Origin of the sequence: Nonomuraea sp. SYSU D8015 (assembly GCF_008065375.1) — a bacterium.
GTDB lineage: Bacteria > Actinomycetota > Actinomycetes > Streptosporangiales > Streptosporangiaceae > Nonomuraea.
Genome location: NZ_VJYI01000015.1, coordinates 151,118 through 175,758 on the forward strand (window position 1 = coordinate 151,118; position 24,641 = coordinate 175,758).

31 protein-coding genes are annotated in these 24,641 nt (G+C 70.5%); 18 read left to right on the plus strand and 13 right to left on the minus strand.

Features of this window, described 5'->3' with window-relative positions:
- Positions 1-74: 74 nt before the first annotated feature.
- The 6 genes from ID574_RS42735 (at position 75) to ID574_RS42760 (ending at position 5,698) form a co-directional block, all read left to right on the plus strand.
- Positions 75-218 (plus strand): hypothetical protein, encoded by a 144-nt coding sequence (locus ID574_RS42735; RefSeq protein ID WP_188194748.1) that lies wholly within the window; start codon positions 75-77, stop codon positions 216-218.
- A gap of 13 nt (positions 219-231) precedes the next feature.
- Positions 232-1,599, plus strand: coding sequence for an NAD(P)/FAD-dependent oxidoreductase (locus ID574_RS42740; protein WP_188194749.1), 1,368 nt, complete (start codon positions 232-234; stop codon positions 1,597-1,599).
- Between the two features lie 175 nt (positions 1,600-1,774).
- Positions 1,775-4,666, plus strand: a complete 2,892-nt coding sequence (locus ID574_RS42745; RefSeq protein WP_188194750.1) for an AfsR/SARP family transcriptional regulator — start codon at positions 1,775-1,777, stop codon at positions 4,664-4,666.
- A 133-nt stretch (positions 4,667-4,799) separates the two neighbouring features.
- Positions 4,800-5,102, plus strand: a complete 303-nt coding sequence (locus tag ID574_RS42750; RefSeq protein WP_188194751.1) for a response regulator — start codon at positions 4,800-4,802, stop codon at positions 5,100-5,102.
- A 26-nt stretch (positions 5,103-5,128) separates the two neighbouring features.
- Positions 5,129-5,350, plus strand: coding sequence for a LuxR C-terminal-related transcriptional regulator (locus ID574_RS42755; protein WP_262496120.1), 222 nt, complete (start codon positions 5,129-5,131; stop codon positions 5,348-5,350).
- A 90-nt stretch (positions 5,351-5,440) separates the two neighbouring features.
- The gene (locus ID574_RS42760) at positions 5,441-5,698 is read left to right on the plus strand and encodes a hypothetical protein (RefSeq protein WP_188194752.1); all 258 of its coding nucleotides are present in this window, start codon (positions 5,441-5,443) and stop codon (positions 5,696-5,698) included.
- A gap of 250 nt (positions 5,699-5,948) precedes the next feature.
- On the opposite strand, the gene ID574_RS42765 is transcribed toward ID574_RS42760, so the two are convergent.
- Complete coding sequence (locus ID574_RS42765; protein WP_188194753.1) at positions 5,949-6,323, minus strand: nitroreductase family deazaflavin-dependent oxidoreductase; 375 nt, start codon at positions 6,321-6,323, stop codon at positions 5,949-5,951.
- A gap of 103 nt (positions 6,324-6,426) precedes the next feature.
- On the opposite strand from ID574_RS42765, the gene ID574_RS42770 reads away from it, so the two are divergent.
- From ID574_RS42770 to ID574_RS42795, 6 genes are all read left to right on the plus strand, one after another.
- Complete coding sequence (locus tag ID574_RS42770) at positions 6,427-7,080, plus strand: TetR/AcrR family transcriptional regulator (protein ID WP_188194754.1); 654 nt, start codon at positions 6,427-6,429, stop codon at positions 7,078-7,080.
- Between the two features lie 95 nt (positions 7,081-7,175).
- Positions 7,176-7,700 carry an RNA polymerase sigma factor gene (locus tag ID574_RS42775; RefSeq protein WP_188194755.1) on the plus strand — a complete coding sequence of 175 codons (525 nt, stop codon included), beginning with the start codon at positions 7,176-7,178 and terminating at the stop codon, positions 7,698-7,700.
- Positions 7,697-8,194: a hypothetical protein gene (locus ID574_RS42780; protein ID WP_188194756.1), complete on the plus strand. Its 498-nt coding sequence runs from the start codon at positions 7,697-7,699 to the stop codon at positions 8,192-8,194. The genes ID574_RS42775 and ID574_RS42780 overlap by 4 nt, the downstream gene beginning before the upstream one ends.
- Entirely contained in the window at positions 8,191-8,886 is a 696-nt protein-coding gene (locus ID574_RS42785; RefSeq protein WP_188194757.1) for an ABC transporter ATP-binding protein, read from the plus strand. The genes ID574_RS42780 and ID574_RS42785 overlap by 4 nt, the downstream gene beginning before the upstream one ends.
- Positions 8,883-9,521 (plus strand): ABC transporter permease subunit, encoded by a 639-nt coding sequence (locus ID574_RS42790; protein WP_188194758.1) that lies wholly within the window; start codon positions 8,883-8,885, stop codon positions 9,519-9,521. Before ID574_RS42785 ends, ID574_RS42790 begins: the two co-directional genes overlap by 4 nt.
- Before the next feature lie 7 nt (positions 9,522-9,528).
- Complete coding sequence (locus tag ID574_RS42795) at positions 9,529-9,831, plus strand: hypothetical protein (protein WP_223167657.1); 303 nt, start codon at positions 9,529-9,531, stop codon at positions 9,829-9,831.
- A 7-nt stretch (positions 9,832-9,838) separates the two neighbouring features.
- On the opposite strand, the gene ID574_RS62005 is transcribed toward ID574_RS42795, so the two are convergent.
- Positions 9,839-9,967: a hypothetical protein gene (locus tag ID574_RS62005; RefSeq protein ID WP_262496116.1), complete on the minus strand. Its 129-nt coding sequence runs from the start codon at positions 9,965-9,967 to the stop codon at positions 9,839-9,841.
- Between the two features lie 132 nt (positions 9,968-10,099).
- Between ID574_RS62005 and ID574_RS42800 the strand changes: the two genes are divergently transcribed.
- Together ID574_RS42800 and ID574_RS42805 are read left to right on the plus strand one after the other, a co-directional pair.
- On the plus strand, positions 10,100-10,636 hold the full coding sequence (locus tag ID574_RS42800) for a GNAT family N-acetyltransferase (protein WP_188194760.1): 537 nt from the start codon (positions 10,100-10,102) through the stop codon (positions 10,634-10,636).
- Positions 10,637-10,855: 219 nt separating this feature from the next.
- Entirely contained in the window at positions 10,856-11,197 is a 342-nt protein-coding gene (locus tag ID574_RS42805) for an STAS domain-containing protein (protein WP_188194761.1), read from the plus strand.
- A 77-nt stretch (positions 11,198-11,274) separates the two neighbouring features.
- Here the strand turns inward: ID574_RS42805 and ID574_RS42810 are convergent, their stop codons facing one another.
- From ID574_RS42810 to ID574_RS42835, 6 genes are all read right to left on the minus strand, one after another.
- A complete protein-coding gene (locus ID574_RS42810) occupies positions 11,275-12,201 on the minus strand; it encodes a substrate-binding domain-containing protein (RefSeq protein ID WP_188194762.1) in 927 nt (308 codons plus the stop codon).
- 382 nt (positions 12,202-12,583) lie between these two features.
- On the minus strand, positions 12,584-13,129 hold the full coding sequence (locus tag ID574_RS42815; RefSeq protein ID WP_188194763.1) for an acyl-CoA thioesterase: 546 nt from the start codon (positions 13,127-13,129) through the stop codon (positions 12,584-12,586).
- Positions 13,111-15,471, minus strand: coding sequence for a bifunctional salicylyl-CoA 5-hydroxylase/oxidoreductase (locus tag ID574_RS42820; RefSeq protein ID WP_188194764.1), 2,361 nt, complete (start codon positions 15,469-15,471; stop codon positions 13,111-13,113). Before ID574_RS42820 ends, ID574_RS42815 begins: the two co-directional genes overlap by 19 nt.
- The gene (locus ID574_RS42825) at positions 15,468-17,108 is read right to left on the minus strand and encodes an AMP-binding protein (protein ID WP_188194765.1); all 1,641 of its coding nucleotides are present in this window, start codon (positions 17,106-17,108) and stop codon (positions 15,468-15,470) included. The genes ID574_RS42820 and ID574_RS42825 overlap by 4 nt, the downstream gene beginning before the upstream one ends.
- Positions 17,109-17,164: 56 nt before the next feature.
- Positions 17,165-18,058, minus strand: coding sequence for an acyl-CoA thioesterase (locus ID574_RS42830; RefSeq protein ID WP_188194766.1), 894 nt, complete (start codon positions 18,056-18,058; stop codon positions 17,165-17,167).
- Positions 18,055-18,543 carry a cupin domain-containing protein gene (locus ID574_RS42835; protein WP_188194767.1) on the minus strand — a complete coding sequence of 163 codons (489 nt, stop codon included), beginning with the start codon at positions 18,541-18,543 and terminating at the stop codon, positions 18,055-18,057. The genes ID574_RS42830 and ID574_RS42835 overlap by 4 nt, the downstream gene beginning before the upstream one ends.
- Positions 18,544-18,730: 187 nt before the next feature.
- On the opposite strand from ID574_RS42835, the gene ID574_RS42840 reads away from it, so the two are divergent.
- Positions 18,731-19,150, plus strand: a complete 420-nt coding sequence (locus ID574_RS42840) for a RidA family protein (RefSeq protein WP_188194768.1) — start codon at positions 18,731-18,733, stop codon at positions 19,148-19,150.
- Positions 19,151-19,183: 33 nt separating this feature from the next.
- Here the strand turns inward: ID574_RS42840 and ID574_RS42845 are convergent, their stop codons facing one another.
- Positions 19,184-20,044, minus strand: coding sequence for a PaaX family transcriptional regulator (locus ID574_RS42845; protein WP_188194769.1), 861 nt, complete (start codon positions 20,042-20,044; stop codon positions 19,184-19,186).
- 651 nt (positions 20,045-20,695) lie between these two features.
- Between ID574_RS42845 and ID574_RS42850 the strand changes: the two genes are divergently transcribed.
- Positions 20,696-20,956 carry a hypothetical protein gene (locus tag ID574_RS42850; protein ID WP_188194770.1) on the plus strand — a complete coding sequence of 87 codons (261 nt, stop codon included), beginning with the start codon at positions 20,696-20,698 and terminating at the stop codon, positions 20,954-20,956.
- Between the two features lie 335 nt (positions 20,957-21,291).
- Here ID574_RS42850 and ID574_RS42855 read toward each other — a convergent pair whose 3' ends face one another.
- Positions 21,292-21,495 carry a hypothetical protein gene (locus ID574_RS42855; protein WP_223167658.1) on the minus strand — a complete coding sequence of 68 codons (204 nt, stop codon included), beginning with the start codon at positions 21,493-21,495 and terminating at the stop codon, positions 21,292-21,294.
- Between the two features lie 111 nt (positions 21,496-21,606).
- On the opposite strand from ID574_RS42855, the gene ID574_RS42860 reads away from it, so the two are divergent.
- Entirely contained in the window at positions 21,607-22,026 is a 420-nt protein-coding gene (locus tag ID574_RS42860; RefSeq protein WP_188194772.1) for a hypothetical protein, read from the plus strand.
- A gap of 230 nt (positions 22,027-22,256) precedes the next feature.
- Here ID574_RS42860 and ID574_RS42865 read toward each other — a convergent pair whose 3' ends face one another.
- The 3 genes from ID574_RS42865 to ID574_RS42875 are packed head-to-tail and all read right to left on the minus strand — an operon-like array spanning position 22,257 to position 23,769.
- Positions 22,257-22,682, minus strand: coding sequence for a hypothetical protein (locus tag ID574_RS42865; RefSeq protein WP_188194773.1), 426 nt, complete (start codon positions 22,680-22,682; stop codon positions 22,257-22,259).
- Complete coding sequence (locus ID574_RS42870; protein ID WP_188194774.1) at positions 22,679-23,386, minus strand: cation efflux transmembrane domain-containing protein; 708 nt, start codon at positions 23,384-23,386, stop codon at positions 22,679-22,681. The genes ID574_RS42865 and ID574_RS42870 overlap by 4 nt, the downstream gene beginning before the upstream one ends.
- Entirely contained in the window at positions 23,383-23,769 is a 387-nt protein-coding gene (locus ID574_RS42875) for an ArsR/SmtB family transcription factor (protein WP_188194775.1), read from the minus strand. The genes ID574_RS42870 and ID574_RS42875 overlap by 4 nt, the downstream gene beginning before the upstream one ends.
- A 462-nt stretch (positions 23,770-24,231) precedes the next feature.
- Here ID574_RS42875 and ID574_RS42880 point away from each other — a divergent pair, with 462 nt between their 5' ends.
- Positions 24,232-24,639 (plus strand): class I SAM-dependent methyltransferase, encoded by a 408-nt coding sequence (locus ID574_RS42880; RefSeq protein ID WP_223167659.1) that lies wholly within the window; start codon positions 24,232-24,234, stop codon positions 24,637-24,639.
- Positions 24,640-24,641 lie beyond the last annotated feature (2 nt).

Sequence of the window (24,641 nt, forward strand, 5' to 3'; positions counted from 1 at the left end):
AAGCAGGCCGGCGCACTCTCGTTGTCGTGAACGCGGCGCCGCCCGGTCGGGGCGGCCGGACAACGAGGTGAATCATGATCAAGCGAATGATCCGTACCGCGGAGCTGGCGGGTTTCGTGCTGGGGCTCCTGCTCGGCCTGGGCGCCACGGCGGTCCACGCCGCCGAGGGGGACCCCACCCAATGGGTGGCCGTCGCGGGCGACCCCTCCCAGTGGTGAGGGCTGAGGAGCTGTGACAAGCATCGGACACGCCGTCGTCGCGGGAGCCGGGATCGGCGGGCTCCTGGCGGCCCGGGTGCTCAGCGAGACGTTCGAACAGGTCACCGTGATCGACCGTGACGCGTTGCCCGCCCAGGGCGTCCCCCGGCGCGGCGTGCCGCAGGGGCATCACGCGCACGGGATGCTCTCCCGGGGCTGCGAGATCCTCGAGGAGCTGTTCCCCGGGCTGACCACGGACCTGGTCGCCGCGGGCGCCACCACCTGCGACATCCAGGACGACGTCCGCTGGTACAACGACGGCCGGCTGCTGCACCCCGCGCCTTCGCAGATGCGCGGCCTGACGGTGAGCCGGCCGGAACTCGAACGGTATCTGCGGTCCCGGGTCGCGGACCTTCCCGGCGTGGTCATCCATGAGCGCTGCGAGGTGGTCGAGCCGATCGCCGGCAGGGACGGCGCGGTCACCGGAGTACGTCTGCAGCGCTCCGGGCACCGGCCCGAGGACATGGCGGCCGATCTCGTGGTGAACGCCGTGGGCCGGGGAAACCGGGGCGCGGAGTGGCTGCGCCGGCTGGGATACGAGCCCGCACGGGAGGAACATGTCGACTCCCGGCTGCAGTACGTCTCGCGTGAATACCGGCGCCGGCCGGGCGACGCCGACTTCGTCGCCATGGTGGTGGGGCACAGCGCCTCGGTGCCCCGGGGCGGGGTCGCCCTCAGCGCCGAGGGGGACCGCTGGCTCGTCACCCTGTTCGGCATGGGCGACGACGTCCCACCCGTCGACCCGGACGGGTACCACGGGTTCGCCGCCCGGCTTCCGGTTCCGGACCTGCACCGCCTCATGGAGCGCCTGGAACCGCTCGGGGAGCCGCGGCGGATGCGCATCCCCGTGAGCATTCGGCGCCGCTACGAAGAGCTGGGCCGTTTCCCCGAGGGCTATGTGGTGTTCGGTGATGCCCTGTGCCAGTTCAACCCCAGCTACGGGCAGGGCATGACGGTGGCCGCCTGCGAGGCCGTCGCCCTGCGTGAGTGCTTGGAGGGCGGCCGGCGCGACGGCCTGGCCCGCCGTTTCTTCCAGCGGGCCGCGCGGATCATCGACGTGCCCTGGGACCTGTCGGTCGGCGGTGATCTGCGCTTCCCGTCCGTCGAGGCTCCACGCCCTCTGCGCGTGAAGCTGCTCAACCGCTACATCACACGCCTCCACGTGGCCGCGGCGGCGGACCCGGTGGTCGGGCACGCCTTCCTGAGCGTCGCCAACCTGCAGGCCCCTCCACAGCGCCTGTTGTCGCCGGGCGTCCTGGCCCGTGTGCTCCGGCCGCGTCCCGGCGGCGGCCCGGCCCGCTCCGGGCTTGCCGTCCGGGAGCAGATCCCGGCCGGTCAGTGACGTCGCCGCGCATCCCGGCGGCGGAGACCGTCCGCCGCCACGTCTCGGCCAAGGCCACCTGCACGAGCTGACAATCCCCACAGCTACCGGTCAACCGCCTCCGCCCCCTCCCTGAGCCGCAGCCCTTCGGTTACCCTCGCCTGAGGTCGTCACGAGGTGTGCGAGAGGGGGGCCGATGGGTGATGTCGCTCCCGATGCCGTGCGGTTCGGGGTGCTCGGTCCCCTCCGGGCCGAGCTGGCGGGACGGGCCGTCGGCCTCGGGGGCCTGCGGCAGCGGGCGGTTCTGGCCGTCCTGCTGATCGCCAGGGGCAGGATGGTCTCCGCCGAGCGGATGACGTCCCAGGTGTGGGAGGGCTCCCCGCCCTCGTCACCGACGACCCTCCACGCGTACATCTCCGAACTGCGCCGCGCCCTGGAGCCAGGACGTTCGCCCGGCGCTCCGCCCCGGCTGCTGGTCCGTGAGGGGCCGGGATACACGCTGCGGGCTGATCCGTCCGCGGTCGACGCCGAGCGCTTCGCCGACCTCGCCGTGGCGGGACGGCGTGCTTTGGACGGCGGCAGGCCGGGCCCCGCCGCGGAGCTGCTCACCGAGGCGCTGGAGCTGTGGCGTGGTCCCGCCTACGCGGACTTCGACGGGGCCGGTTTCGCCTTCACAGAAGCGGCCCGGCTGGAGGACCTGCGTACGGCCGCGTACGAGGATCGGCTGGCCGCCACCATCGACCTGGGCAGGCCCGCCGAGGCGGTCGGCGAGCTGGAAGCCCTGGTGGCGGAGCAACCGCTGCGCGAACGCGGCTGGGAACTGCTCGTGCTCGCCCTGTACCGGTCCGGGCGGCAGGCAGACGCGATCGCGGCGCTGCGCACGGTACGGCACCGGCTCGCCGACGAGCTGGGCATCGACCCCGGACTCGCGTTGCGAGACCTGGAGTCCGCGGTGCTCACCCAGGATCCCCGGCTCGACCCGCCGCCGGCACGCTCCACCGCAACCATCGGCGCCCACGCCACTCCCACTGCCGCCAGGCCCCGCACCAACCCCGTCGCGCCTGCCCGCCCTCCGGCGGCACCCGTCGGCAACCTGCCGTTCGCATTGTCAAGCCTCGTCGGACGCACGGACGACATCGCCGCCGTCGACCGTCTGCTGGCCGAGTACCGGCTGGTCACCCTCACCGGCCCGGGCGGAGTGGGCAAGACACGCCTCGCGCTGGAGACGGCCAGAGGCCGTACCGACAGCGCCGACGGGCCCTGGCTGGTGGAACTGGCCGCCCTCACCTCACCCGAACTCCTGCCCGCCACGATCGGCGCCGCCATCGGCATCCCCGGAGCATCCTCCGCCGAAGACCTGTCGGCCGTGCTCGCCGGACGGCGACTCCTGCTGGTGCTCGACAACTGCGAGCACCTGCTGGACGAGGTCACCAGGCTGGCCGGTGTGCTGCTGAGCCGCTGCGGCGGCCTGCGGGTCCTGGCCACCAGCCGCGAAGCGCTGGGCGTGGAGGGCGAGGCGGTCTACGAGGTACGGCCGCTCGACCCGGCCGGGGACGGCGCCGAACTCTTCAGGAAACGGGCTGCCGCCGTGCTGCCCGCATGGTGCCCCGACGTGGACGACCTCGACCGGATCCCCGGGCTCTGCGCCGGCCTCGACGGCATCCCGCTCGCCATCGAACTGGCCGCCGCGCAATGCCGGATGCTGTCCATCGGCCAGATCGCCGACGCCTTGGAAAACCGCTTCGATGTCCTGGTCGACGGCCCGCGCGACCTGCCCGCCCGGCATCGTGCGCTGGAGTCCGCCATCGCCTGGAGCCACCGGCTCCTCGAACCCGGGGAACGGCGGCTCTTCCACCGGCTGAGCGTGTTCGCCGCCGGATTCGACCTCGACGCCGCGGGCGCGGTCGCGGACCAGATTCCCGTGCTGCCTCCCTTGTCGGCCCTGGTCCGCAAGTCGCTGGTCGACGTCGAGCCCGGCACCGCACCGCGCCGCTACCGGCTGCTGGAGACGCTGCGTCAGTACGCGCTGCGGGAACTCGACCCGGACGACCTCGCCCAGACCCAGCAACGACACCGAGCCTGGATACTGGCCCAGGCGGAGAGCGCCGAGCGCAGGCTCCGGGGCCCGCAGGCGGCCGAGCTGCTGAGCCGGCTGACCCGGGAGCAGCCGGAGTGCCGCGCCGCCTTCGCTTCCGCGCTGGCCGCCGGGGATGGCGACTACGCGCTAAGACTGGGCGGAGCGCTGTACTGGTTCTGGTACCGCATGGGCCACATCGCCGAAGGCCTGTCCTGGATGTCCAGGGCTTTCGCCGCGGCGCCGCACGCCGAGCCGGCGGTCCGGGGACGGGCCCGGCTCGCCGTCAGCGGGCTCAGCTACCTGGCCGGAAAGCCGGCGCAGGCGTACGAGGCGGTCGTGCTGGCGGAGCGAGAGGCACGGGAGGCCGGTGACCTGATGGTCCAGGCAGCCGCACGGGTCTACCAGACGCACTTCGGCGTACTCGCCGGAATACCCATTGACGCTCCGGCGCTGGCCCGCGGCGCAGTCGAACTCGCCCGGCGTGCCGGAGAAGACTGGCTGGTGGCCGAAGCGCTGATGGTGCAGGGCATGCTCGCCCGGGTTCTGGGAGATCTTCCAACCGCCGCCGCGGTCCTGGCCGAAGCCGTCGCGACCGCCGACTCCTGCGGCCACGACTGGGCGGCCGGCTCCTCCGCGTGGGCCGCCATGAAAACCGCCTGCGATCTTGGCGACGGTCGGCGCGCCCTGGAGATCGCCGCCGGCATTCTGGACGCGCTCGACCGTCACCACGACGTCACCTCCAGGCTTGTGCTCTTCCACACTGCCGCCCATGCCCTCGTGCTGACCGGACAGGCCGAGCAGGCAGCCGTGCTGATGGGCGGCGTGGAGGCGGTCGGCCGCCGGGTGGGCTTTTCCCCCGAGATGATGGACCCCCTGGATGGCCCCCGCGAGGCCGCCGCCGTACGCGAAGCCCTCCCGCGGGACGACTACGAACGCCTGGTGGCCCGGGGACGCGAACTGTCCCTGGCGGAACTGACCACCCTCCTGATCGATCTGCTCAAGATCCGCTGACCGACGCCGAATCGACGAGCGGATTCCACTGTCCTCCAGCCTTTGCGCGAGTCCGGGGAATTGTCTGTACGGGACTCGCCGGCTGGCTGAGGGGGCTGAGGTCGCCGGGCGCCGGGGTCTTGTGGTCGAAGACGTGGTGACCTCCGGTGGTCAGGTCATGCCCGGCATGTCCGGCACGGAGGCGACCCGGCAGCTCATCGACCGCCGCCCCGACCTCGGCGTGCTCGTCCTCACCATGAGCGAGGACGACGCGCCGGTGTTCGCCGCGCTGCGGGCGGGCGCGCGGGTACGTGCTCAAGGGCACCGCCGGCCCCGACTTCCTCGCCGCCGTGTCCGCCGTCGCCAGGGGAGAGGCGGTGTACGGGCCGGGCGTGGCGCGAAGGATCCGCCGCTTCCTGACGAACGGGCCCGACAGCGGCCCGTTCCCCGGGGCTGACCCAGTGGGAGCGGGAAATCCTCGGCCTGCTCGCCTCCGGCGAATCCAACGCGGAGATCGCGCGGGCCCTGTTCCTCAGCCAGAAGACCGTCAAAAAACCGCCTGACGTCCGTCTTCGCCAAGCTCCAGGTGGCCGACCGCGCCCAGGCGGTGGTCCGCGCCCGCCGCGCGGGCTTGGGCGAATAGCACCTCAGGCCGGCGACGCAGCCCATTGCCCGCGGTCCTGGCGGGGCAGCGCCTCGCGCTAGTGTCGTCCGCCGGCCTTGATCCGCCCCAGCGAGAGTCATGGCTCGGAAAGGGAGCCCCGACGACGGGTGCCTGCCCTGAATCATGCTGTCATGACGGAAGCTCGTGACCTCGTCCCGCTGAGCGTGGGCGACCTGCGCCGGTTCCTGGAGAAGGAGAAGGTACCCGACCATGTGCCGGTCATCGTCGGCGGTGTCGACTTCGGCAACCCCGGCAACAAGCTGATCGGCATGGCGGACGACATTTGGCTGGACGGCGACGGCTTGCTCCGCGGTCGCCTGGTCATCGGCACGTTGGGGCTCGGGCTCATCGTCGACGGGAGCACCTCCCCGCCGCCGCCGGCCGCGTAGTCCTACCGCAAGCACTCACTGCCTCCCGACGCACCAGTACCAGGCCGGCTGCTGCCGTAGCGGAACGGCGGCGGGTGTCGACGGCAGGAGCCAGAAAGACGACGGAGGCGACGAGGGCCGGCACCACCGGCATGGCGGAGCGCAAGCCGCGGTGCTCGCCGAGGAAGCCGCGACGTGGAGCCGGTGACGGCGCGCCGTCGACGCCCCACGGTGCAGGCGTGGGACGTTGTCGCGGCGCTGACGGCGGTCGTCAGCCTGCGACCAGGTCCATGCGGAGGAACTCGGTGATGCGGAGCAGCTTCGGTGGGCGTGCCACCTCAGCGGGGAGGGCCTGGAACGCCTCGTCCTCCCCGACGAGGCGTGGCGCGGCGAGTTCCACCTCCTTCCCGTCGACCCGGAGCCGCGCACCGCCGGCTGCCAGGATGTTCTGCACCCAGTCCGAGCGCGATCCATATACCAGGATGAACAGGTAGCCGCCGTCGACAGGATGCGCATCGAGCGGCGTGCGGTACGTCGTGCCAGAGATGCGACCGGCGTGAATCAGCACCGGCCGCCTCCCGCCCGCGATCGCGCGAGGGTTGAACACCCTCTTGTTCACATGCCCCAACCACCTCGGCATCGGCATCGGGATCTCCTTCTCAGGGGACTTACACCGGTAAGGCCGCTTACGTACGTAAGATTGGCTTACGCTTGTAAGGCTGTCAACCCGCCGAGACCCCGGAGCTGTCGTGTCACCACCCCCGCCACAACCCCTCAGCCGAGATCTCGTCCTGAAAGCCGCCATCCGAGTCGCGGATCGCGGCGGCGTTGAGGCGATCACCATGCGACGCGTGGCGCAGGAACTGGGCGTGGAGGCGATGTCGCTCTACCACCACGTACCGAACAAGGACGCGATCCTCGACGGCGTCGTCGACATGGTGTTCGCGGCGATCGAGCTCCCCAGTGCCGAGTGCGACGACTGGCGCGACGCCATCCGTGCGCGCGCCTCCTCAGCACGGGCGGTCCTGTCGCAGCACAGCTGGGCCCTGGGCCTCATGGACTCCCGCCGTAGCCCGGGACCGGCGACGCTACGCCACCACGACGCCGTCCTCGGCGTCCTCCGCGAGGCGGGTTTCACGCTGCCGATGGCCGCGCACGCTGTCTCGCTCATCGACAGCTACATCGCCGGGTACGTCCTCCAGGAGGTGAGCCTGCCCATGACGACCCCGGACGACGTCGAGGAAGTGGCCGGCGGCCTCCTCGAGCTCCTGCCGGCGGACGAGCTGCCGTACCTCACAGAGATGATCCGCGACCACGCCCTGCGACCGGGCTACGACCACACGAGCGAGTTCGGCTACGGCCTGGAGTTGATTCTGGACGCGCTAGAAGCTCGCCGGAAGTAGAGCCGGGCCGGTGTGCAAGCGGATTCCCTGATGACGGGGAAGTGATGAACCTGATCGGTCTCTCGTCCGACTGTGCAGGGTGACGGGAGGACGAGATGACCGATGAGCTGCTGGTGATACGCGCCCAGCTGGGCGAGCGAGCGGCACTGGCCGAGCTGGTGGCCCGCTGGCAGGAGCCGGTGTGGACGTACGTGCGACGCATGCTGGACGCCGAGCGGGCCGACGACGTGACCCAGGAGATCTGGCTGGCGGTGGTCCGCGGGCTGCCCCGGCTGCGCGAGCCGGCCCGCTTCGTGCCCTGGCTGTTCACCATCGCCCGCCGCTCGGTCACCGATCGCCTGCGTGGCCAGTACGCCAGAGAGCTCGAGGCGCGGGCCGCCGGCGAGGTGGTCGCCGAGGACCCGGTGGAGGCCATGGTGGACCGCGCCGAGCTGGTGAATGCCCTGGCGGGGCTGCCGGTGCTGGAGCGGGAGATCCTCGTCCTGTTCTACCTGGAGGACCTGTCGGTGGAGGACTGCGCGCAGATCTGCCGGATCCCGGCCGGCACGGTCAAGTCCCGGCTCAACCGGGCCCGCCGCCTGCTGCGCGCGCACCTGGAGGAGAAGGGATACCGGCCATGACCGAGGAGGGACCGCGCCTGTCGGCGCGCGAGATGATCGAGCGGCTGGAGCCGTCGCTGTCGCCCCGCAGGCGCGTCCGGGCGGTGGCGGCGCTGCTGGCCGGGCTGGCCGGGACGGTCTTCGTGGCAGCGCTGTGGTGGAGCGAGCCCGGCCCGCTGCCCGGCCGCACTCACCTGGCGTTCGCGCTGTTCACCGTCTTCAGCCTGGCGTGGGCCTGCTACGGCGGCTGGCTGCTGACGCGACGGGTGCCGCTGTTCGCCACCGATCGGGTGGTCGCCGCGTGGATCGGGCTGGCCGCCTCCGTCACCACCGCCGGGCTCGTGGCCGTGGTCGCCGCCCAGCGCGGCACCGGCCTCGGCCTGCCGCTGGCCATCGGGGGCCTGCTCGTGGCGGCGGCGCTGGTGCTGGTCGTACGCGCCCATGCCCGGCGGGCCGCGCTGCTGCGCCGCCTGCGCGAGCTGACCGGCCAGGAGACCGGCGGGGAGGAGAGATGAACGCGCTGGAGACCAGCGGGCTCGGCAAGCGCTACCGGCGGCGGTGGGCGCTGCGTGAGGCCACCATCGAGCTGCCCGCCGGGGCCAGGGCCGCGCTGGTCGGCCCGAACGGGGCGGGCAAGTCCACACTGCTGAACCTCGTGACCGGCCTGCTGGCGCCCACCTCAGGAAGTGTACGGATCTTCGGCCGGCCGCTGGAGATGCCCAAGGTGGCCTTCGTCGCGCAGGACAAGCCGCTGTATAGGCGCTGGAGCGTGGCCGACCTGCTGCGCTTCGGCGCCGCCACCAACCCCCGATGGGACCACGGCCGCGCGAGATCCATGCTGCGCGTCCACGACATCGACCCGGACGAGCGTGCGGACCGGCTGTCCGGCGGCCAGCGCACCCTTGTGGCACTCGCCCTGGCCGCCGGCAAGCGCGCCGAGCTGATCGTCCTGGACGAGCCGCTGGCCGAGCTCGACCCGCTGGCCCGCATCCAGGTGATGGACGTGGTACGCACGCTGGAGGCCACCGTCCTGCTGTCCTCGCACATCCTGGCCGACCTGGCGGAAGCGTGTGATCACCTGATCCTGCTCGGCGCCGGCCGAGTCCGGCTGTGCGGCGGCTTCACCGACCTGCTGAGCACCCACCCCGCCACCGATCTGGAGGACCTCGTGCTGGACTACCTGCGCCGCCCCGAGCAGGCTCGATGACGGGGCTGTTGTGGGTGGCCTGGCGCGGACAGCGCGCCCAGGCCGCCGCCATCGCCGCCCTGCTCGTGCTGTACGGCGTGTCCGTCGTGGCCGAACGCCTGGAGCCGGAGCTGGGCGGGCTCACCGCTCAATTGGCGGGGTTCCTGCCCGGCGCGGTCTGCCTGATCTGGGGTGCCCCGCTGATCGCGCGAGAGCTCGAGACGGGCACCTGCAAGCTCGCCTGGACACAGAGCTTGTCGAGGGGCCGCTGGCTGGCCGTCACCGTGGCCGTCGCGGCCGCCGGCGCCGTGTCCGCGACCGCGGCCTTGGCCGCGCTGCTGGTCTGGGCCCTGCCCTCGGCCGGGGGCGATCCGACGGCCTGGCCGTACTACGAGAGTCACGGCCTGGTGCCGTACGCCAGAGTCCTGCTCGCGCTGATGCTCGGCGTCGCGCTCGGCGCGGTGACGGGGCACACCCGCATCGCCATGCCGCTGTCGGTGCTGCTGACCGGCATCAGCCAGCTCGGCGGCCGAGCGCTACGCGAGGGGGCGGACCTGCCCTACTGGACCTCGCAGAAGATCGAGACGGCCGCCTGTCTGGCGCTGGCTCTCGCTCTGACCGGCATCGCGTACCTGGCGATACGACGGCGAAGCTAGGGTCAGCGTGGTCACCGTGCTGCCGGTCTACCTGGTGGACGTGCGCGGCCTGCCCGGCTCATGGGCGAGCCTGCTGGCCGTCAACGGCCTGGCCGTCTCGGCGGTGTTCGCGGCGCTGCCCGCGGTGGCAGGGGATCGTGCGGCCTGGGGAGTCGGGGCGGTGACGCAGCTGGGCAGTCTGGGCACGCTGCTCGGGCCGCCCGGGTACGCGTGGGTCGTCGAGGTGAGCGGGTGGAGCGCAGCAGGGGCGTTGACCGCGGCGATCGTGGCCGGCGGGGTCGGCTGCGCCATGGCCGCACGGCCCCGCTGACCTCTGGTCATGAGCGGAAGGCGTCGTGCTGGATGGCGTGCAGCTCGGCGTACACGCCGGGACGGGTGATGAGGTCGTCGTGGCCGCCCTGCTGGACGATCCTGCCGCCGTCCAGCACCACGATCAGGCCGGCCATCCGCACCGTCGGGAGCCGGTGACACCGCCCGTGAGCGCCTGCTGGCGGCCATCGCCGACCTTTACCGCTGAGCACCGCAGCCATGGGAACCGCCACCGCCCTCGGGCCACTCCGTCGATAAGCTGCGGTTCCATGCGAGTACTGCTCACTGCCCGACTGGCGCTGATCCGCTGGGAGCAGCGGTTCCAGGAGGATCTCATCCGGCTGTCCAGTGACGAGCGGGTGATGAGGTTCATCGGCAGCGGAACGTGGAGCCGGGATTACGCCGTTCAGCGTCACGAACTCGCCATCGAGCAATGGGAGCGCCGCGGTTTCGGGATGCGGGCGATCACCGAGAGGGACGGTGACGCGTTTCTCGGTCTGGTCTCCCTCGGTGACGGGCACACTCCGGAGCTCGAGGCTCCCGTGCTCGAGATCGGCTGGTGGGTCGATCCAGGGGCGTGGGGACGCGGCATCGCGACCGAGGCCGCGGCGGCGGCGCGGGACGAGGCCTTCGCGCGGCTGGGCGCGTCATCTCTGACCGCGTGCTTCCACCGTGACAACCTCCGATCTGAACGGATCATGGAGAAGCTCGGCATGAGCTTCGCGGGCGAGGTCATCGACCGGTACGGCCAGCCCGCCCGCATGTACGCCCTCACCCGATCCGCCTGGGCACCCGCCACCTCCTGACGCCCGACGGGAGCCGGCCGTCCCCCGGGCCGCTGTCTGTAGGCCGTCATTCCCCTGTCATGACCGGACAGAAATGGGGAGGCCGCGCATTTAACGATTTCCATGTCGATAGTTGACTGGTCTGGTCAGGGGCGGCGGATAGCGTAGGGGGACGTTTATCTGCTTCTGTGCGGTTTTCGCAGGATAAGTGATCTATTTCGCCATTAGTGGGAGGTACTGATGTCGGACCCGCGGTTGGCGCTGCAGGTCGATGACCATCACGGCGTGACCGTCCTGCGCCTCAACGGCGAGCTCGACCTGGGGACGGGGGAGACTTTCATGCGCGCCTGCGCCCAGCTGCTCGTGCGCGACCAGGTCAAGATCGTGGTGGACGTGAGCGGGCTCGGCTTCTGCGACTGCAGCGGCCTGAGCGCGCTGATTGCCGAGCAGCGGGAGGCCGAGCGGCGTGGTGGTTATCTGCGCCTGCTGGGGGTGCACGGACCGCTGGCCCGGCTGCTGACGCTCGCCGAACTCCTGGAGGCCTTCCCGCCGTACACGGATCTGCGGCAGGCCTGCGGCTGACGTACGCGGCCCCCGTGCTTCCTGATGCCCGGGTACGCGCCGCTGCGGAGCTAGATGCTCATTTCACGGAAGCGCGCTCAGAAGGTCCAGAACTCATGCGCGTTCTTCTTGGTGGCCAGCTTGATGGGAACTGCCACTGACTCCGCGATGACGTGCCCCCTCGCTACCTTGATGGCCTCGTTCACGGCCTGCCAGCCGATGAGCCTGGGCTGCTGTGCGACCGTGGCGGCCATCGTGCCCGACCGCACCGCCTTGATCCCCTCGGGCGTGCCATCGAAGCCGACCACCTTGACCTGCCGCCCCGCTCTTCCCCCCAGCGCCTGGATCGCGCCCAGCGCCATCTCGTCGTTGCTCGCGAACACCCCTGTGATGTCGGAGTGGCGCTGGAGCAGGTTCGTCATGACCTGCCGTCCCTTGGCCCTGCTGAAGTCGGCCGACTGCCTGGCGAGGACCTTGATCTTCGGGTACGCGGCGATGCCGGCGCTGAAGCCCCGGTCGCGGTCCCGGGAGGCGGAGGTGCCGGCCGTCCCTTGGAGCACGACCACCTTGCCCTTGCCGCCGAGTTGCTTGGCCAGCTCCTGGGCGCCCAGCTTGCCTCCGGCCACGTTGTCGGAGGTCACGGTTTGCGCCACCCGGGAGCCGTTGACGCTGCGGTCGGCCGCGATCACCGGGATGCCGGCGCTACCGGCCGCCCTGACCGCCGGGGCGACGGCATCGGAGTCGACCGGATTGACGATGATCGCCTTTACGCGCGTTTTGGTGAAGTTTTGGATCTGGGCAGCCTGCCGGGAGGTGTCGTTGGCGGCGTCGACGACTGTCAGCTTGATGCCGGAGTTCAGTGCCGCGGCCTCCGCTCCGTCGCGGAACTGGACGAAATAGGGGTTGTTCAGCGTCGACACCGACATGCCGATCGTGAGGTCTTCCGACGCCGCGCTGACGACTGGTGAGCCACAGGCGGCCAGGCTGGACGCGCCGGCGAGTATGACAGTCGCGAATATTCGCATGCTCTTTCTTCTTACTGGTTCGTTGGCCTGCGCCGTCGTCGGCGATCGTGCCGAGCGCCCCGCGCTTCCCACCGGACAGGCTCGCGTATCCGGTCACGACGGCTCATGGTCGGCCGTTTCCGGCTCCGCAGGAGGCCGGGCCCCGATCCATCACCACCGCGAAACTGCAGGTCAAAGCATATGTGGTGAATTTCACGCACTGAACAGGTTTGCCGAAAATTGAGCTTGATTCGCCCCACCCAGCAGGGAGACATGGGCTTGCCACCAGAGCGCCTGCGCTCCGCGGCCCTGACGGCCATGGAGATCGCCCCTTTGCACCGGCTCTTCCCCGGCCGGGTGTCCGTGGGTGTCGGGCATGGCGTACGGCAGGGGCGGGCGCCGATCAGGTGGTGCTCGAGCCCGCGGACGACGAGCGCGACCCTGAGGGATTCGTACGGATGGCCGCCGAGGTCGCCTCCCTGGCCGGCAAGGATCGATCCGGGGAGCGGCGCAGGAGCGAGGCCACCCACGCGGCCGGCCAGGGTGCGCTGCGGGCTGGGACGTCGCCGTCGTGCCCACTGCCGACGTGCACCGTGACGTAGCGCCCGGAGGCGGCCCGCGCCCGCGGGCGATCGGGCAGTTCCTCCCCCCAGACTTCGAAGGCGAACGACATCGACGACGTCCCGATCCGCTCGAGCTCGACGACCACCGTGACTTCCTGGCCGAACCGCAGCGGCGCCTCGAAATCGACCTCGTAACGGACCCGCGGCGCCCGGAGGAAGTAGTCATGGAGCCCGTGGGCCCGCATGAGCTCGGACTCCGCAGCCTCGATGTACCGGACGACGGCGGTGTTGTGATAGATGCCCGCGGCGTCGGTGTCGATCCATTCCACTCGCGTGCGGTGGACCCCGCGCGGGGTGTGCGAGCCGTTCACGATCCGGGAGTCCATCGGACGTGGACGTTTTGGCCGGCCTGGTGCCGCAGGAGCGCGAGGCGCGGCGGGACCCTGTCGGTGCGCGAGGCCGGCGGCTTGCGGCTTCCCGCGGCGAACTGGTTCGGCCACGCGGCGCCTTGGCCCCGGTAATCCTGCTCGGCCGCGGCCTGCAGCGTCCAGTGGGGGTTGTAGAGGTGAGCCCGCCCGAGGGCGCACAGGTCGGCTCGCCCGGCGAGCAGGATGGAGTTCACGTCGTCGTAGGAGGAGATGGCGCCGACGGCGATGACCTTCACCCCGGCCGGCTCCGCGACGAGCCGGCGGATCAGGTCGGCGAACGGAGTCTGGTACGAACGGCCGAAGGCCGGCCTCTCGTCCTTGGTCACCTGTCCCGAGGACACGTCGATGGCCGCCGCTCCGTGCTCGACGAAGGCCCGGGCGATCTCGACGGCGTCGTGGGCGGTGTTGCCGTCCGGCACCCAGTCGCTCGCCGAGATGCGGACCGTCACCGGTATCCGTCCGGGAACGGCCGCGCGGACGGCGTCGAAGACCTCCAGGGGGAAGCGCAGCCGGTTGGTCAGCGAACCGCCGTAGGCGTCGATCCGCTTGTTGGCCACCGGGGAGAGGAAGGAGGAGAGGAGGTAGCCGTGCGCGGCGTGGATCTCGATGAGGTCGAAGCCGGCCGCCACACCACGCCCGGCGGCGGCGACGAAGTCGGCCACCACCTTGTCCAGGTCGTCGCGGGTGGCCTCGCGGGGCAGGTGGCAGCCCTCCCCGTACGGCAGGGCGGACGGCCCGATGACCTCCCAGTTGCCCTCGTCGAGAGGCTGGTCGAGACCCTCCCACATCAGTCTGGTGGAGCCCTTGCGGCCCGAGTGGCCGAGTTGGAGGCCGATCTTCGCGGTCGTCTGCGCATGCACGAAGTCGGTCACGCGGCGGTAGGCGTCACGTTGCTCGTCGTTCCACAGACCGGTGCATCCGGGGGTGATCCTGCCTTCTGGGGAGACGCACACCATCTCGGTCATCACGAGCCCGGCGCCGCCGAGCGCCTTGGAGCCCAGATGCACCAGGTGGAAGTCGGTGGGCACGCCCTCCTCCGCGGAGTACATGTCCATCGGCGACACGATGATCCGGTTCTTGAGCCGCAGCGGCCCGATGTCGACCGGCTGGAACATCGCGGGAGCGACCTCGTCCGCCCCGGACGCCTCGGCGAACGCCGCCTCGACGCGGTGGGCGAACTCCGGATCGCGCTCCTTGAGGTTCTCGAAGGTGATGCGCCGCGACCGGGTCAGCAGGTTGAAGCAGAACTGGACGGGGTCCTGGCCGGCGTACATCCCGATGTTCTCGAACCACTCCAGCGAGGCCTGCGCCGCGCGCTGGGTCGACTCCACCACCGGCTTGCGCTCGCGCTGGTAGGCCTCGAGCGCCTCGCCGAGCGACGGGTGCTCGTGCAGGCATGCCGCCAGCGCCAGGGCGTCCTCCATCGCGAGCTTCGTGCCCGATCCGATGGAGAAGTGCGCGGTGTGGGCGGCGTCCCCGAGGAGGACGACGTTGCCGTCGTACCAGCGCTCGTTGCGGACGGTCGTGAAGTTCAGCCACTTGGAGTTGTTGGTGAGCACCTGGTGCCCGGCCAGCTCGCCGGCGAAGATCTCCTTGATCTTCTTGACCGCGTGCTCATCGGACACTCCGGGAGGGAACGACTCGTTCTCGGTCGCGTCGAATCCCGCGCGGCGCCACACCTCCTCGTGCATCTCGACGATGAAGGTCGAGCCGCTGGCGGAGTACGGGTACCCGTGAATCTGCATGGTGCCCCACTCCGTCTGCTTGACGAGGAACTGGAACGCCTCGAACACCAGGTCCGTGCCGAGCCAGATGTACTTGTTACGCCGGTGGTCGAGTGAGGGGACGAAGGAGTCGGCGTACTTGGTGCGGATCCTCGAATTGAGGCCGTCGGCCGCCACGACGAGGTCGTGGGCGGCGCGCAGCTCGTCGGCGTCGGGCGCCTCGCTCTCGTAGTGCACGGTCACGCCGAGCTCAGCGGCGCGCCGTTGCAGCAGGTGCAGGAGGTCCTTGCGGCTCATGGCCGCGAAGCCCTGCCCGCCCACCGTGAAGGCGTGGCCGTCGACCTCGATGTCGATGTCGGTCCAGCGGGCGAAACGGCGTGCCATCTGGTCGTAGATGACCGTGTCGGCGTTCTCGATCCCTCCCAGCGTCTCGTCGGAGAAGACGACGCCGAATCCGAAGGTGTCGTCAGGGGCGTTGCGCTCCCATACGGTGATCTCGTGGCCCGGGCTCAGCTGCTTCATCAGCGCCGCGAAGTAGAGACCACCCGGGCCGCCGCCGGCGATTGCGATCTTCACTGGGAATGCTCTTTCTCGACGATCTCACGCAGGATGTAGTGCTGCAGCTTCCCGCTGGGATTGCGCGGGAGCGACGTGCGGAAACGCACGTCACGGGGATACTTGTACGGCGCCAGCTGCCGCTTGACGTAGTCCTGGATCTCCTTGGCCTTCGCCGCGTCGCCCTCGACCCCGTCCCGGAGCACGACGAAGGCGCACACGATCGATCCGCGCTCGGGATCCGGCTCGGCGACGACCGCGGACTCGACCACGTCCGGGTGGGTGTCGATGGCCGCCTCGACCTCGGGACCGCCGATGTTGTAGCCCGAGGAGACGATCATGTTGTCGGTGCGTGAGCAATAGTGGAAATAGCCGTCCTCGTCCCGGTAGAACGTGTCGCCGGTGACGTTCCAGCCGTTGACGACGTACGTCCGCTGGCGGTCGTCGTCCAGGTAACGGCAGCCGACCGGGCCGATCACGGCCAGCCGGCCCTCGACGCCAGGAGGCAGTTCCTCGCCGTCCGGGCCGAGGATCGTCGCCCGGAAGCCGGGAACCGGCTTGCCCGTCGCGCCGGGCCGGATGTCGTCGCCGGCCGCGGAGATGAAGATGTGCAGCATCTCCGTGGCCCCGATGCCATCGATGACCTTGAGCTTGATGTCGGCCTCGATCTGCTCCCAGACGCCCTGCGGGATGTGCTCGCCGGCGCTCACCGCGGCGCGGAGGCCGCGCAGCTTGTCGATCTTGCCTGCCTTCAGGATCTGCTTGTACGCCGTCGGCGCGGTGGCCAGCACCGTGATCCCGTGCTCCTCGACGAGGTCGGCGAGCCGTGCCGGCGTCGCGCTCTCCACCAGGAACATGCAGGCGCCCGCCCGGAGAGGGAACACCACGAGCATCCCGAGACCGAAGGTGAAGGCGAGCGGGGCCGTGCAGGCGACCACGTCGTCGGCCTCGAGCCGGAGAACTCCCCGGCCGAACGTGTTGTCGATGGACAGGATGTCGCGATGGAAGTGGATGGTGATCTTGGGGGCGCCCGTGCTGCCCGACGTCGGCCCGAACAGGGCGACGTCGTCGGCGGCGGTCAGGATGTTACTGAAAGCACCGGATTTCGCCGCGCAGCGAGCGGTCAGGTCGCCGTCGCCGGAGCCGCCGAAGGACACGACCACCAGGTCAGGGGCGGCCGAGTCGCGCACCACGTCGACCTCCTCGAGGAAGCGGTGGTCGACCAAGGCGATCGACGGCAGGGACTTGGCGACCACGGGGGTGAGATCGCGGGCACGCAGCGCCGCCATGGTCGTGACGACGACGCCCCCGGCCTTCAGCACCCCGAGCCAGCAGGCCACCGCCCACGGGTTGTTGGGGGAACGCAGCAGAACCCGGTTGCCGGGCACGAGGCCGAGGTCCTCGACGAGCACCTGGGCGACCTGGTTGGACCGCCGCAGGAGGTCGCCATAGGTCCACTCCTCGCCCCCGTCGGTGCGGATCGCCGGCCGATCGGGGCCGAAGGCGGCCACCGCGGCGTCGATGATCTCCGCGGCCGCGTTCAGGCGGTCCGGGTAGCGCAGGAGATCGGTCGTGAACTCCAGCCGCGGCCACTGCTCGAACGGCGGCAGGCGATCGCGGGCGAAGGTGTCGATGTGCGAGGTGGGTGACAGCTGCATCGGAGGGTCCTTCCGGAGCCACGTCGGCGGCTCGACTGCAGGGCGGGGGGGATGGATCAGGAGATGCGGATCATGCCTTCCTGCACGACCGTGGCCAGGTGCTCCCCGTCGCGGGTGAAGAAGCGACCATGCCCGACACCGCGCCCGGAGCCCGCCGAGACGGCTTCCTGCGCGTAGAGCAACCAGCCGTCGAGCACTCCTTCGCCCGGCACGCGGTGGAACCACATCGCGTGGTCCAGGCTCGCGGTCACCAGTCCGGGCCGAGCCCACGGCAGGCCGAGCACGCGCAGCACCGGTTCGAGGATGGTGTAGTCGCACACGTAGGAGAGGGCCGCCAGGTCGCGCTGCGCGCGGGTCAGGCCCTCGACCGGCCGCAGGTCGTCGTACGGCTTGACCCAGACAGCCTGGTGGGGCGCCTGCCCTCCGTCGACGGCCAGGTAGACGGGCCCGGGGACGTGACGCATGTCGAAGCTGCGCCCGCCGCTCCAGTACGCCTTGGACTCCTCGGTCATCGTCCCGCCCTGCCGCTCGGCGAGGTATGCGGCCGAGGAGGGCAGCGTGCCGGGATCAAGAACCTCTGGAGGCGGTGCGGCGAAGTCGCCGCCGGGCTCACCTGCCGCGAACGACGCGAGCGCCACGTAGATCGGCCGCCCACCCTGGTAGGCGCGGACCTGCCGAGTGCCGTAACCCCGGCCGTCGCGCAGCAGCTCCACCTCGTAGCGGACCTCGGCTCCGATGTCGGCGGGGCGCATGAAGTAGGAGTGCATCGAGTGCAGCGCCTTGCCCGCCGGAACGGTCCGCATGGCCGCCGCCGCGGCCGCGGCCACCAGGTCGCCGCCGTAGGCCTTGGGCCAAGGGCAGGGCTGGGTCACCGCGGTGAAGGCCGCGTCGTAGTGCTCCGGCTCGGTCTCTTTCAGCGTCACGGCGGCCGTGAACGTCTCGGACGTCATGGCCGCTCGATCCAGTCGCGCAGTGCCTCGTCCGCGACGTCGGCGAGATTGACGACGATGTTGTCGGGCGTGCGCGTGGTCATCCAGGTGAGCGGCCGGTTGCGGTCCAGGTTGCACTCGACGTGCGGCATGAAGGGCGGGACGAAGACCCAGTCGCCCTCCTCCATGTCGATGTAGTCGGCGAACTTCTCGCCGAAGTAGATGCGCGCCCGGCCCGACAGGACGTACCCGCCGGTCTCGGCCTCACCGTGGTGATGGGGGACCGAGCGGTAGCCCGGCTCGTTGCTGACCTTCCCGAACCAGATCCGCCGCGCCGGAGTGTGCTGGGGGCTCACCCCGGCGATGCGTGAGGCGCCTTCCGACTGGCCGGTCAGCGCCGACTCCAGCCCTCCTCGGGTGACGACCGGGACGACGAGGCCACTCTCGGTGGCGTACGCCGAGTTGTCCCCCGGGAAGGCGCTGAGGTCTCCCTCGGTCGGCTGCATGGTCGACTCCTAAACGTTGGTGAACACGATCCGGTTGCGCAGGACGCCGATGCCGGAGATCTCGGCTCCGAGGACGGCGCCGTCGGCGAGACGGAGACGTACGCCACCGGCGAGCACACTCCATGTTGTGTCGTTTTTTTCACGCTCGTCAGATAAAGTCAACACCCCGAGACTCGACGGAGGCGTCATGACCCCGATCCCGATCAACCCGGACGGCCTGCCGGTCCCCAGCGGCTACTCGCACGGCACTCTGATCGGCAACACGCTCTACCTGGGCGGCCAGACGGCGCTCGACCAGGACATGAAGATCGTCGAAGGCGGCATCGTCGAGCAGTTCCGGCAGGCCTTCAGCAACGTGCTCACCACGCTCCGGGAGGCGGGCGGCCGGCCGGAGGATCTGGTGAGCATCACGCTCTACCTGACCGACATCCCCGGCTACCAGGCACACGGCAAGGAGATCGGCCGCATCTGGCGGGAGCTCGCCGGGCCCGTCTACCCGGCGATGGCCGGCATCGGCTGCACAGCCCTGTGGCAGCCGGAGGCGATGATCGAGATCCTGGGCGTCGCCGTCATCCCGCCGGAACGGCTGCGCGTCAGAGAGCGTTGACCACGACGGCCGTGGCGAGGCCGTCGAAGGCCGTCACATCGCGGTCGTGATCCCGATCACCGAGCTCGCGTGGCGGTGCGCGGGCTCGGCCAGCCTGTCCTTCAGCTCGTCGAACAGCGCCGCCGCACGCACGCCGTACCAGTCGGGCGGCAGGAGCTCCGGCGGCAGGCCCGGGTCGAGGAACGGCAGTCTCCGCCACGCCGTCAGGGCCCGCACATAGTCACTGAACGCTTCGGCGTCGCCGCCGGCACCGCCGAGCTGCCAGCGATTCAGCACAGGATCGAACGAGCCCAGGAACTCGGCGTAGAGCCGCTGCAGCCCGTCCAGATCCCACCACTGGCCGACCAGTTCGCTGACGTCTCCGAACGCCAGGTACTCGGCATGGAACAGGTCCACGTAGCCCGACAGCTCGTAGCGTTCCAGCACCTCGCGGGTCTCCTGATACAGGTAGCGGGGCGCGATCCAGACCCCTGCCGCCGTCGTACCGAAACCCAGCCAGCTCAGCCGCGACCGCAGCACGTGCCGCTGCTGCCGCTGCGACTCGGGAACGCTGAAGACGGCGAGCAACCATCCGTCCTTCAGCACGGCACGCTGCCGGCCGAAGATCCGCTGATCGCCCTCGTCCAGGATCTCCCGGGCCTGCCGCGACAGGCCGTATCCGGCCGATCCGCTGACTTTCCGCGCCTCGAGCAGGCCCCGGCGCTTCAACCGGGAGATCGCGGATCGCACCGACGGCGCGTCGATCTTGAGCTGGGCCATCAGCTGGATCAGAGACGACACGCTGATCCAGCCGCCGACCTCGCGTGCGTACAGCCCGTAGATCGTGACGATGAAGGACCGGGGTTGCGTCGACCTCGACTCCGACTCTTCTGTTGCACTGCTCAGCGCCGTCACGTAGACACGATAGCGCCAGCCGCTCGGCGGCCCTGTCGCAGGAAATGGTCGTGCACGCGGGCCGCGGCACGAGCACCGTCCGGCGATTTGCCCATCCGCGACGCGTGCCTGCGGGTGAGCTGCCGCTGGAGCACGGCCCGAAGGGATATGAGATGTTCGAGGAGAAGCAGGACGGCCGCGTCCGAGCCGTGTTCCATCCCGTGAGAGTGGGCATGCGGCGATGACGCGACGCGGCGAGCCGTCGGTGGCGGCTTCGGGGCAGTGGAGAGACGAGAACGGCGTGCGGCTCCCTTCGGGGGAGGTCCACGCCTGGTATCCGGGAACGAACCAGACCTTGTGCGGGCTGGCGCTCAGCCGGTCAGGGCTGCTCCGATTCCACCATGTGCGGTGGCCTGACGTGTTCCCGGAGTCGGGTGGCGCGGCTGACGAGGTGGGACAGGTGTGCCGTCGTTGCCTCGCCGCATCGGGCCGGCGCTCGCACCGCGGCTGGAGCAAGGGCTGGACACGAACGGACCCACGTCCTTGACGGCGCGCGCTACTTGTCCTGATTTCTGCAGACTTGACCGTTGGGACTGTTCCGATCATCACCTTTTACTGAAAGGGTGGTGTTTCGACCGGGGATAGAGCGACTGTAGGGATGAGGATGATGAGATGACTCGGGGCACTCGTCGTCAGCGTACGGACGAACTGCCGTCCCCTTGGCCCGGCGACCGCTACGAAGTCCTGTGCCAGCGTCCTGCGCCTTACCCAGGTTCGCGGGATCAGTACCACTTCGCCGAGTACGCGGTGGAATCGGCGCGGGCACTGGAGGAGGCCGGTCTCGCCACCCGCGTCGCCGTGATCAGGCTGGAGGATGACACCATCATCTACGATCCCGTCGCCGGCGTGGAGCTGCCCCCCGGGCAATGGTGAGAACGCGGACGTTTCCGCGGTCACGTGTTGCGATGGATCTGCGAGGAGTCGCCCGGCTGTCCCGCTCCACGGGGTGCCGCCGCCGCTTACGTGGCTGGACAGCAGGTGCCGGACCCGGCCGATAAGGGAGGGGCCCGTTCCCGGCCGTCTGCCAAATTTTCCCCACGATAGCCCTGCGGGGCGCCCGCCCGGGTAGGCGCTGACCTCATGAGATTCGGTAATTGGGATGTCAGACCGTTGGGCGGCTGGGCGGGCTGCCTGGTCATGATCCTCATATCGGTGGTGCTGTCGATCGTATTGACGATCGTCATCAATCTGCTGCTCTAGGGTAACGACTACGCCAAGCAGCTCGCCGCCTCGGGCCAGCTGCCCGACGTGCAGATCGGCATGCTCTTCGCCGAGGCGGGCGTCACCGCGCCGCCCAAGACGTACGCCGAGTTGCCGGCCGCCGCGGAGAAACTCAAGACCGCCGGGATCACGCCGTTCGTCAGCGGCGGGGTGTTCGTCACCTCCCGGCCGTGGACCGCCATCCTCGCCATCGACGTGTACGCCGAAATCCGCCTCACCGGAGAGGGCAGGCAAGGGCGCGATGTACCCGATGGGCAGCTGGTTCGCCGCCGCGGCAGACAAGTCCGACATGAAGGGCAGGGGTGTTCGCCTGGCCGAGCGACGCCGGCACCCTGCATCTGCCGGCGTTCGCCGGCGGCGGACTGTCCGGGAGCGCGACCGCCAGGAACAGGGCGGCGGCCAAGAAATTCGCCCTGGCCTTCCAGCTCACGAAAGAGAACCTGGATGCCTCGGTCAAGGCCGACGCCCTGTTCCCCACGATCAAGGGCTACACGCCGCCGTCCGACACCGGACCCGTGTTCAAGCCCGTGTACGACCTCTGGCAGCAGGCGCTCGCCCAGAACGCGACCGTGCCGCCGTTCAGCTGGGAGGCCGGTGACACGGCCATGTTGCCGGGAATGCAGGGCACGTTCTGGTCGGCCGCGCAGGATCTCGTCAGCGGCAAGAAGAACGTGGACCAGGTGCCGGCGTTCCTCGACACCGAGTGGGAGAAGAGCGGCTGATGGCCGTCGGCGCCAGCGAACGCAGCCCCGGCCACGCGGCCACCGGAGCGCGAGGGAGCCGCGTGAGGCGGTCGCGACGGCCGGGCCTGTGGCATTTCCTGACCTTCGCGGCGCCGGGCACGCTCCTTCTGCGTGGTCGTCTACCTGGCCGCTGCCGGCCCCGGCGCTGACCGTCAACACCGTCGTGCTGCTGATCTCCGCGTTCAAGATCTTCGATCACGTGAAGGTCATCACGTACGGCGGCCCTGGCGGCGGGCGATGTTCAGGTGGTCGTGCAGATCGCGGCGGGCCGGCGGGGGCGCGTCGATGCGCCAGGAGGAGGCCGAGACGGCCGCCGGACGATGGAGCAGCCGTCCCGCCCGGGCCGGGTCGATCAGGGCGAGCAGTCCGTCGGCCGCGCCGCGGACGATGGCGTGCGGCGTGTTGGCCGGGATGAGCGCGGCCGTCATGGCGTGGTCGGTCCCGTCCGCGCCACGCAGGACCAGCCCTTCGCCGATCAGCAGCTGGGCCGCGTAGTGGGCGTGGAGCGCGGCGGGGCCGATCCGCCCGCCGAAGTAGAGCCGGCCGGTTGTGATCGCCGCCCAACCCTGCCAGCGAGGCGCTGGTCTGCCCGGCGGCGCCGAGCTCGTGGGTGGTGGGAGGCGACGGATCGTCATCGTTCGGGGGTGGCGGGGGAGCAGCAACCGCCCGAGCACCCGCCGGGGGCGCTGAGCGAGGTGGCGGCGGGCACGGCGCAGCAGGCGTCGCCGCGCCAGGCTTCGCGGCCCTCCTTCACCGCGACCGCGGCGATGACCAGGGCGGCGACGGGGTCGGCCCAGGACCAGCCGAAGAGGCTGTTGAGCGCCAGCCCGGCCAGCAGCACCCCGGACAGATAGGTGCACAGCAGCGTCTGCTTGGAGTCGGCCACGGCGGAGGCGGAGCCGAGCTCACGGCCGGCGCGGCGCTGGGCGTACGACAGGAACGGCATGACGATCAGGGAGAGCGCGGCCAGGATCAGGCCGGGCGTCGAGTGCTCGGCCTCACCGGCGCCGAGCAGTGCCCGGACGGCGTCGAAGCTGACGTACGCGGCCAGGGCGAAGAACGAGATCGCGATGACGCGCAGCGCTGTCCGCTCACGGCGTTCGTGGTCGGCGGCGGAGAACTGCCAGGCCACCGCGGCGGCCGAGGCCACCTCCACGATGGAGTCGAGGCCGAATCCGATCAGCGCGGCGGAGGAGGCGATCGTGCCGGCGGTGATGGCGACCGCCGCTTCGATCACGTTGTAGGTGATGGTGGCGGCGACCAGGAGCCGGATGCGGCGTTGCAGCAGGGTGCGCCGGGCGGGGGAGGGGCCGAGGCCGGGCAGGTTCAGCGCGGTCATGACACCGTTTCCTCCTCCGCGAGCGCCCGGTCGTAGGTGGGGCAGAGCGCGACGGCGTGGCCGGTGGCGGCCAGCAGGTGCTCGGCGGAGGCGAGCAGGTCCATCAGCTCGGGGCGGGTCAGGGAGTAGAACGACTGGCGGCCCTCGGCGCGGTAGTCGACGAGGCCGCAGTCGCGCAGGCAGGCAAGGTGCTTGGACACGGTGGACTGGGCGAGCCCGAGCTCGGCGGTCAGATCCACCACGCGTGCCTCGCCGCGGGCCAGGCGCTGCACGATGCGCAGCCGGTTCTCATCCGCCAGGGAGTGGAACAGCGCCGCCGCCGGAGGAATCCCGGCGGCGATGTCCGCACTCACACACCGCCCGGCATCAGTATCAATCGCCATATGTCGATGATAACGCCATTCCGGCATGTCATTGCAAGATGGCAACCAAAGGTGGCGTCGCCGGCTGACCCACCGAAGGCCGACCGCGCCCAGTCCCGCGCCCAGTCCCGCACCCAGCCCGATGGCCTGCCACGGCGCGAGCGCCGCGCGGGTGTACCCCCCGCCCGAGCCTCGCGACCTTAGCGAACACGTCCTGTTCGGTATCGCGGGGTGAGCGCCCGAGCGACGCCGCGGCGGACGGAATGCAGGAGCAGACATCACGTCGTTGTGCTCATCGCGTGCCCCTGCGAGGGCGGCGGAATTCGCTGACACGACAGGAGTCTCCCCGGTGCGGGTGTTACCGCGGTCTCGTCGTCGCTCGCGCGAGGAGGTTGGACGACCGCTGATGTTCACCCTCGTGCTATCTGCACGTGATGTCGCACTTGTCCCCGGTGCGGCAGGATCTGGCCGGGGGTATGGACCGTGGCAATCGATCAAGGGCCCCGTGACCTCGAGCGTGGCCGGTTCCTGTGGGAGTTCGTCAAATCGCCGCTGCGTACGGCCTCGGTGGTGCCGAGCTCGGTCTGGCTGGCGGAGCGCATGGTGGTGGGCGTTCCGGAGCGCGGTCACCCGGTGGTGGTGGAGCTCGGCGCGGGGACGGGCGCCTTCACCTCGGCCATCCAGCGGCGGCTGGCCGGCCGCGGCAGGCACGTCGTCGTCGAGCTCAACGAGAGGTTCGCGGCGGGGATCGCGCAGGCGTACCCGTCGGTCGAGGTGGTGTGCGACGACGTCACCCGCCTGCCCGAACTGCTCGCGGAACGTGGCATCGGGCCGGTGGACGTCATGGTCAGCGGCCTGCGTGGGTCGCCTACGCAGGGGAGCCTCCCCTGATC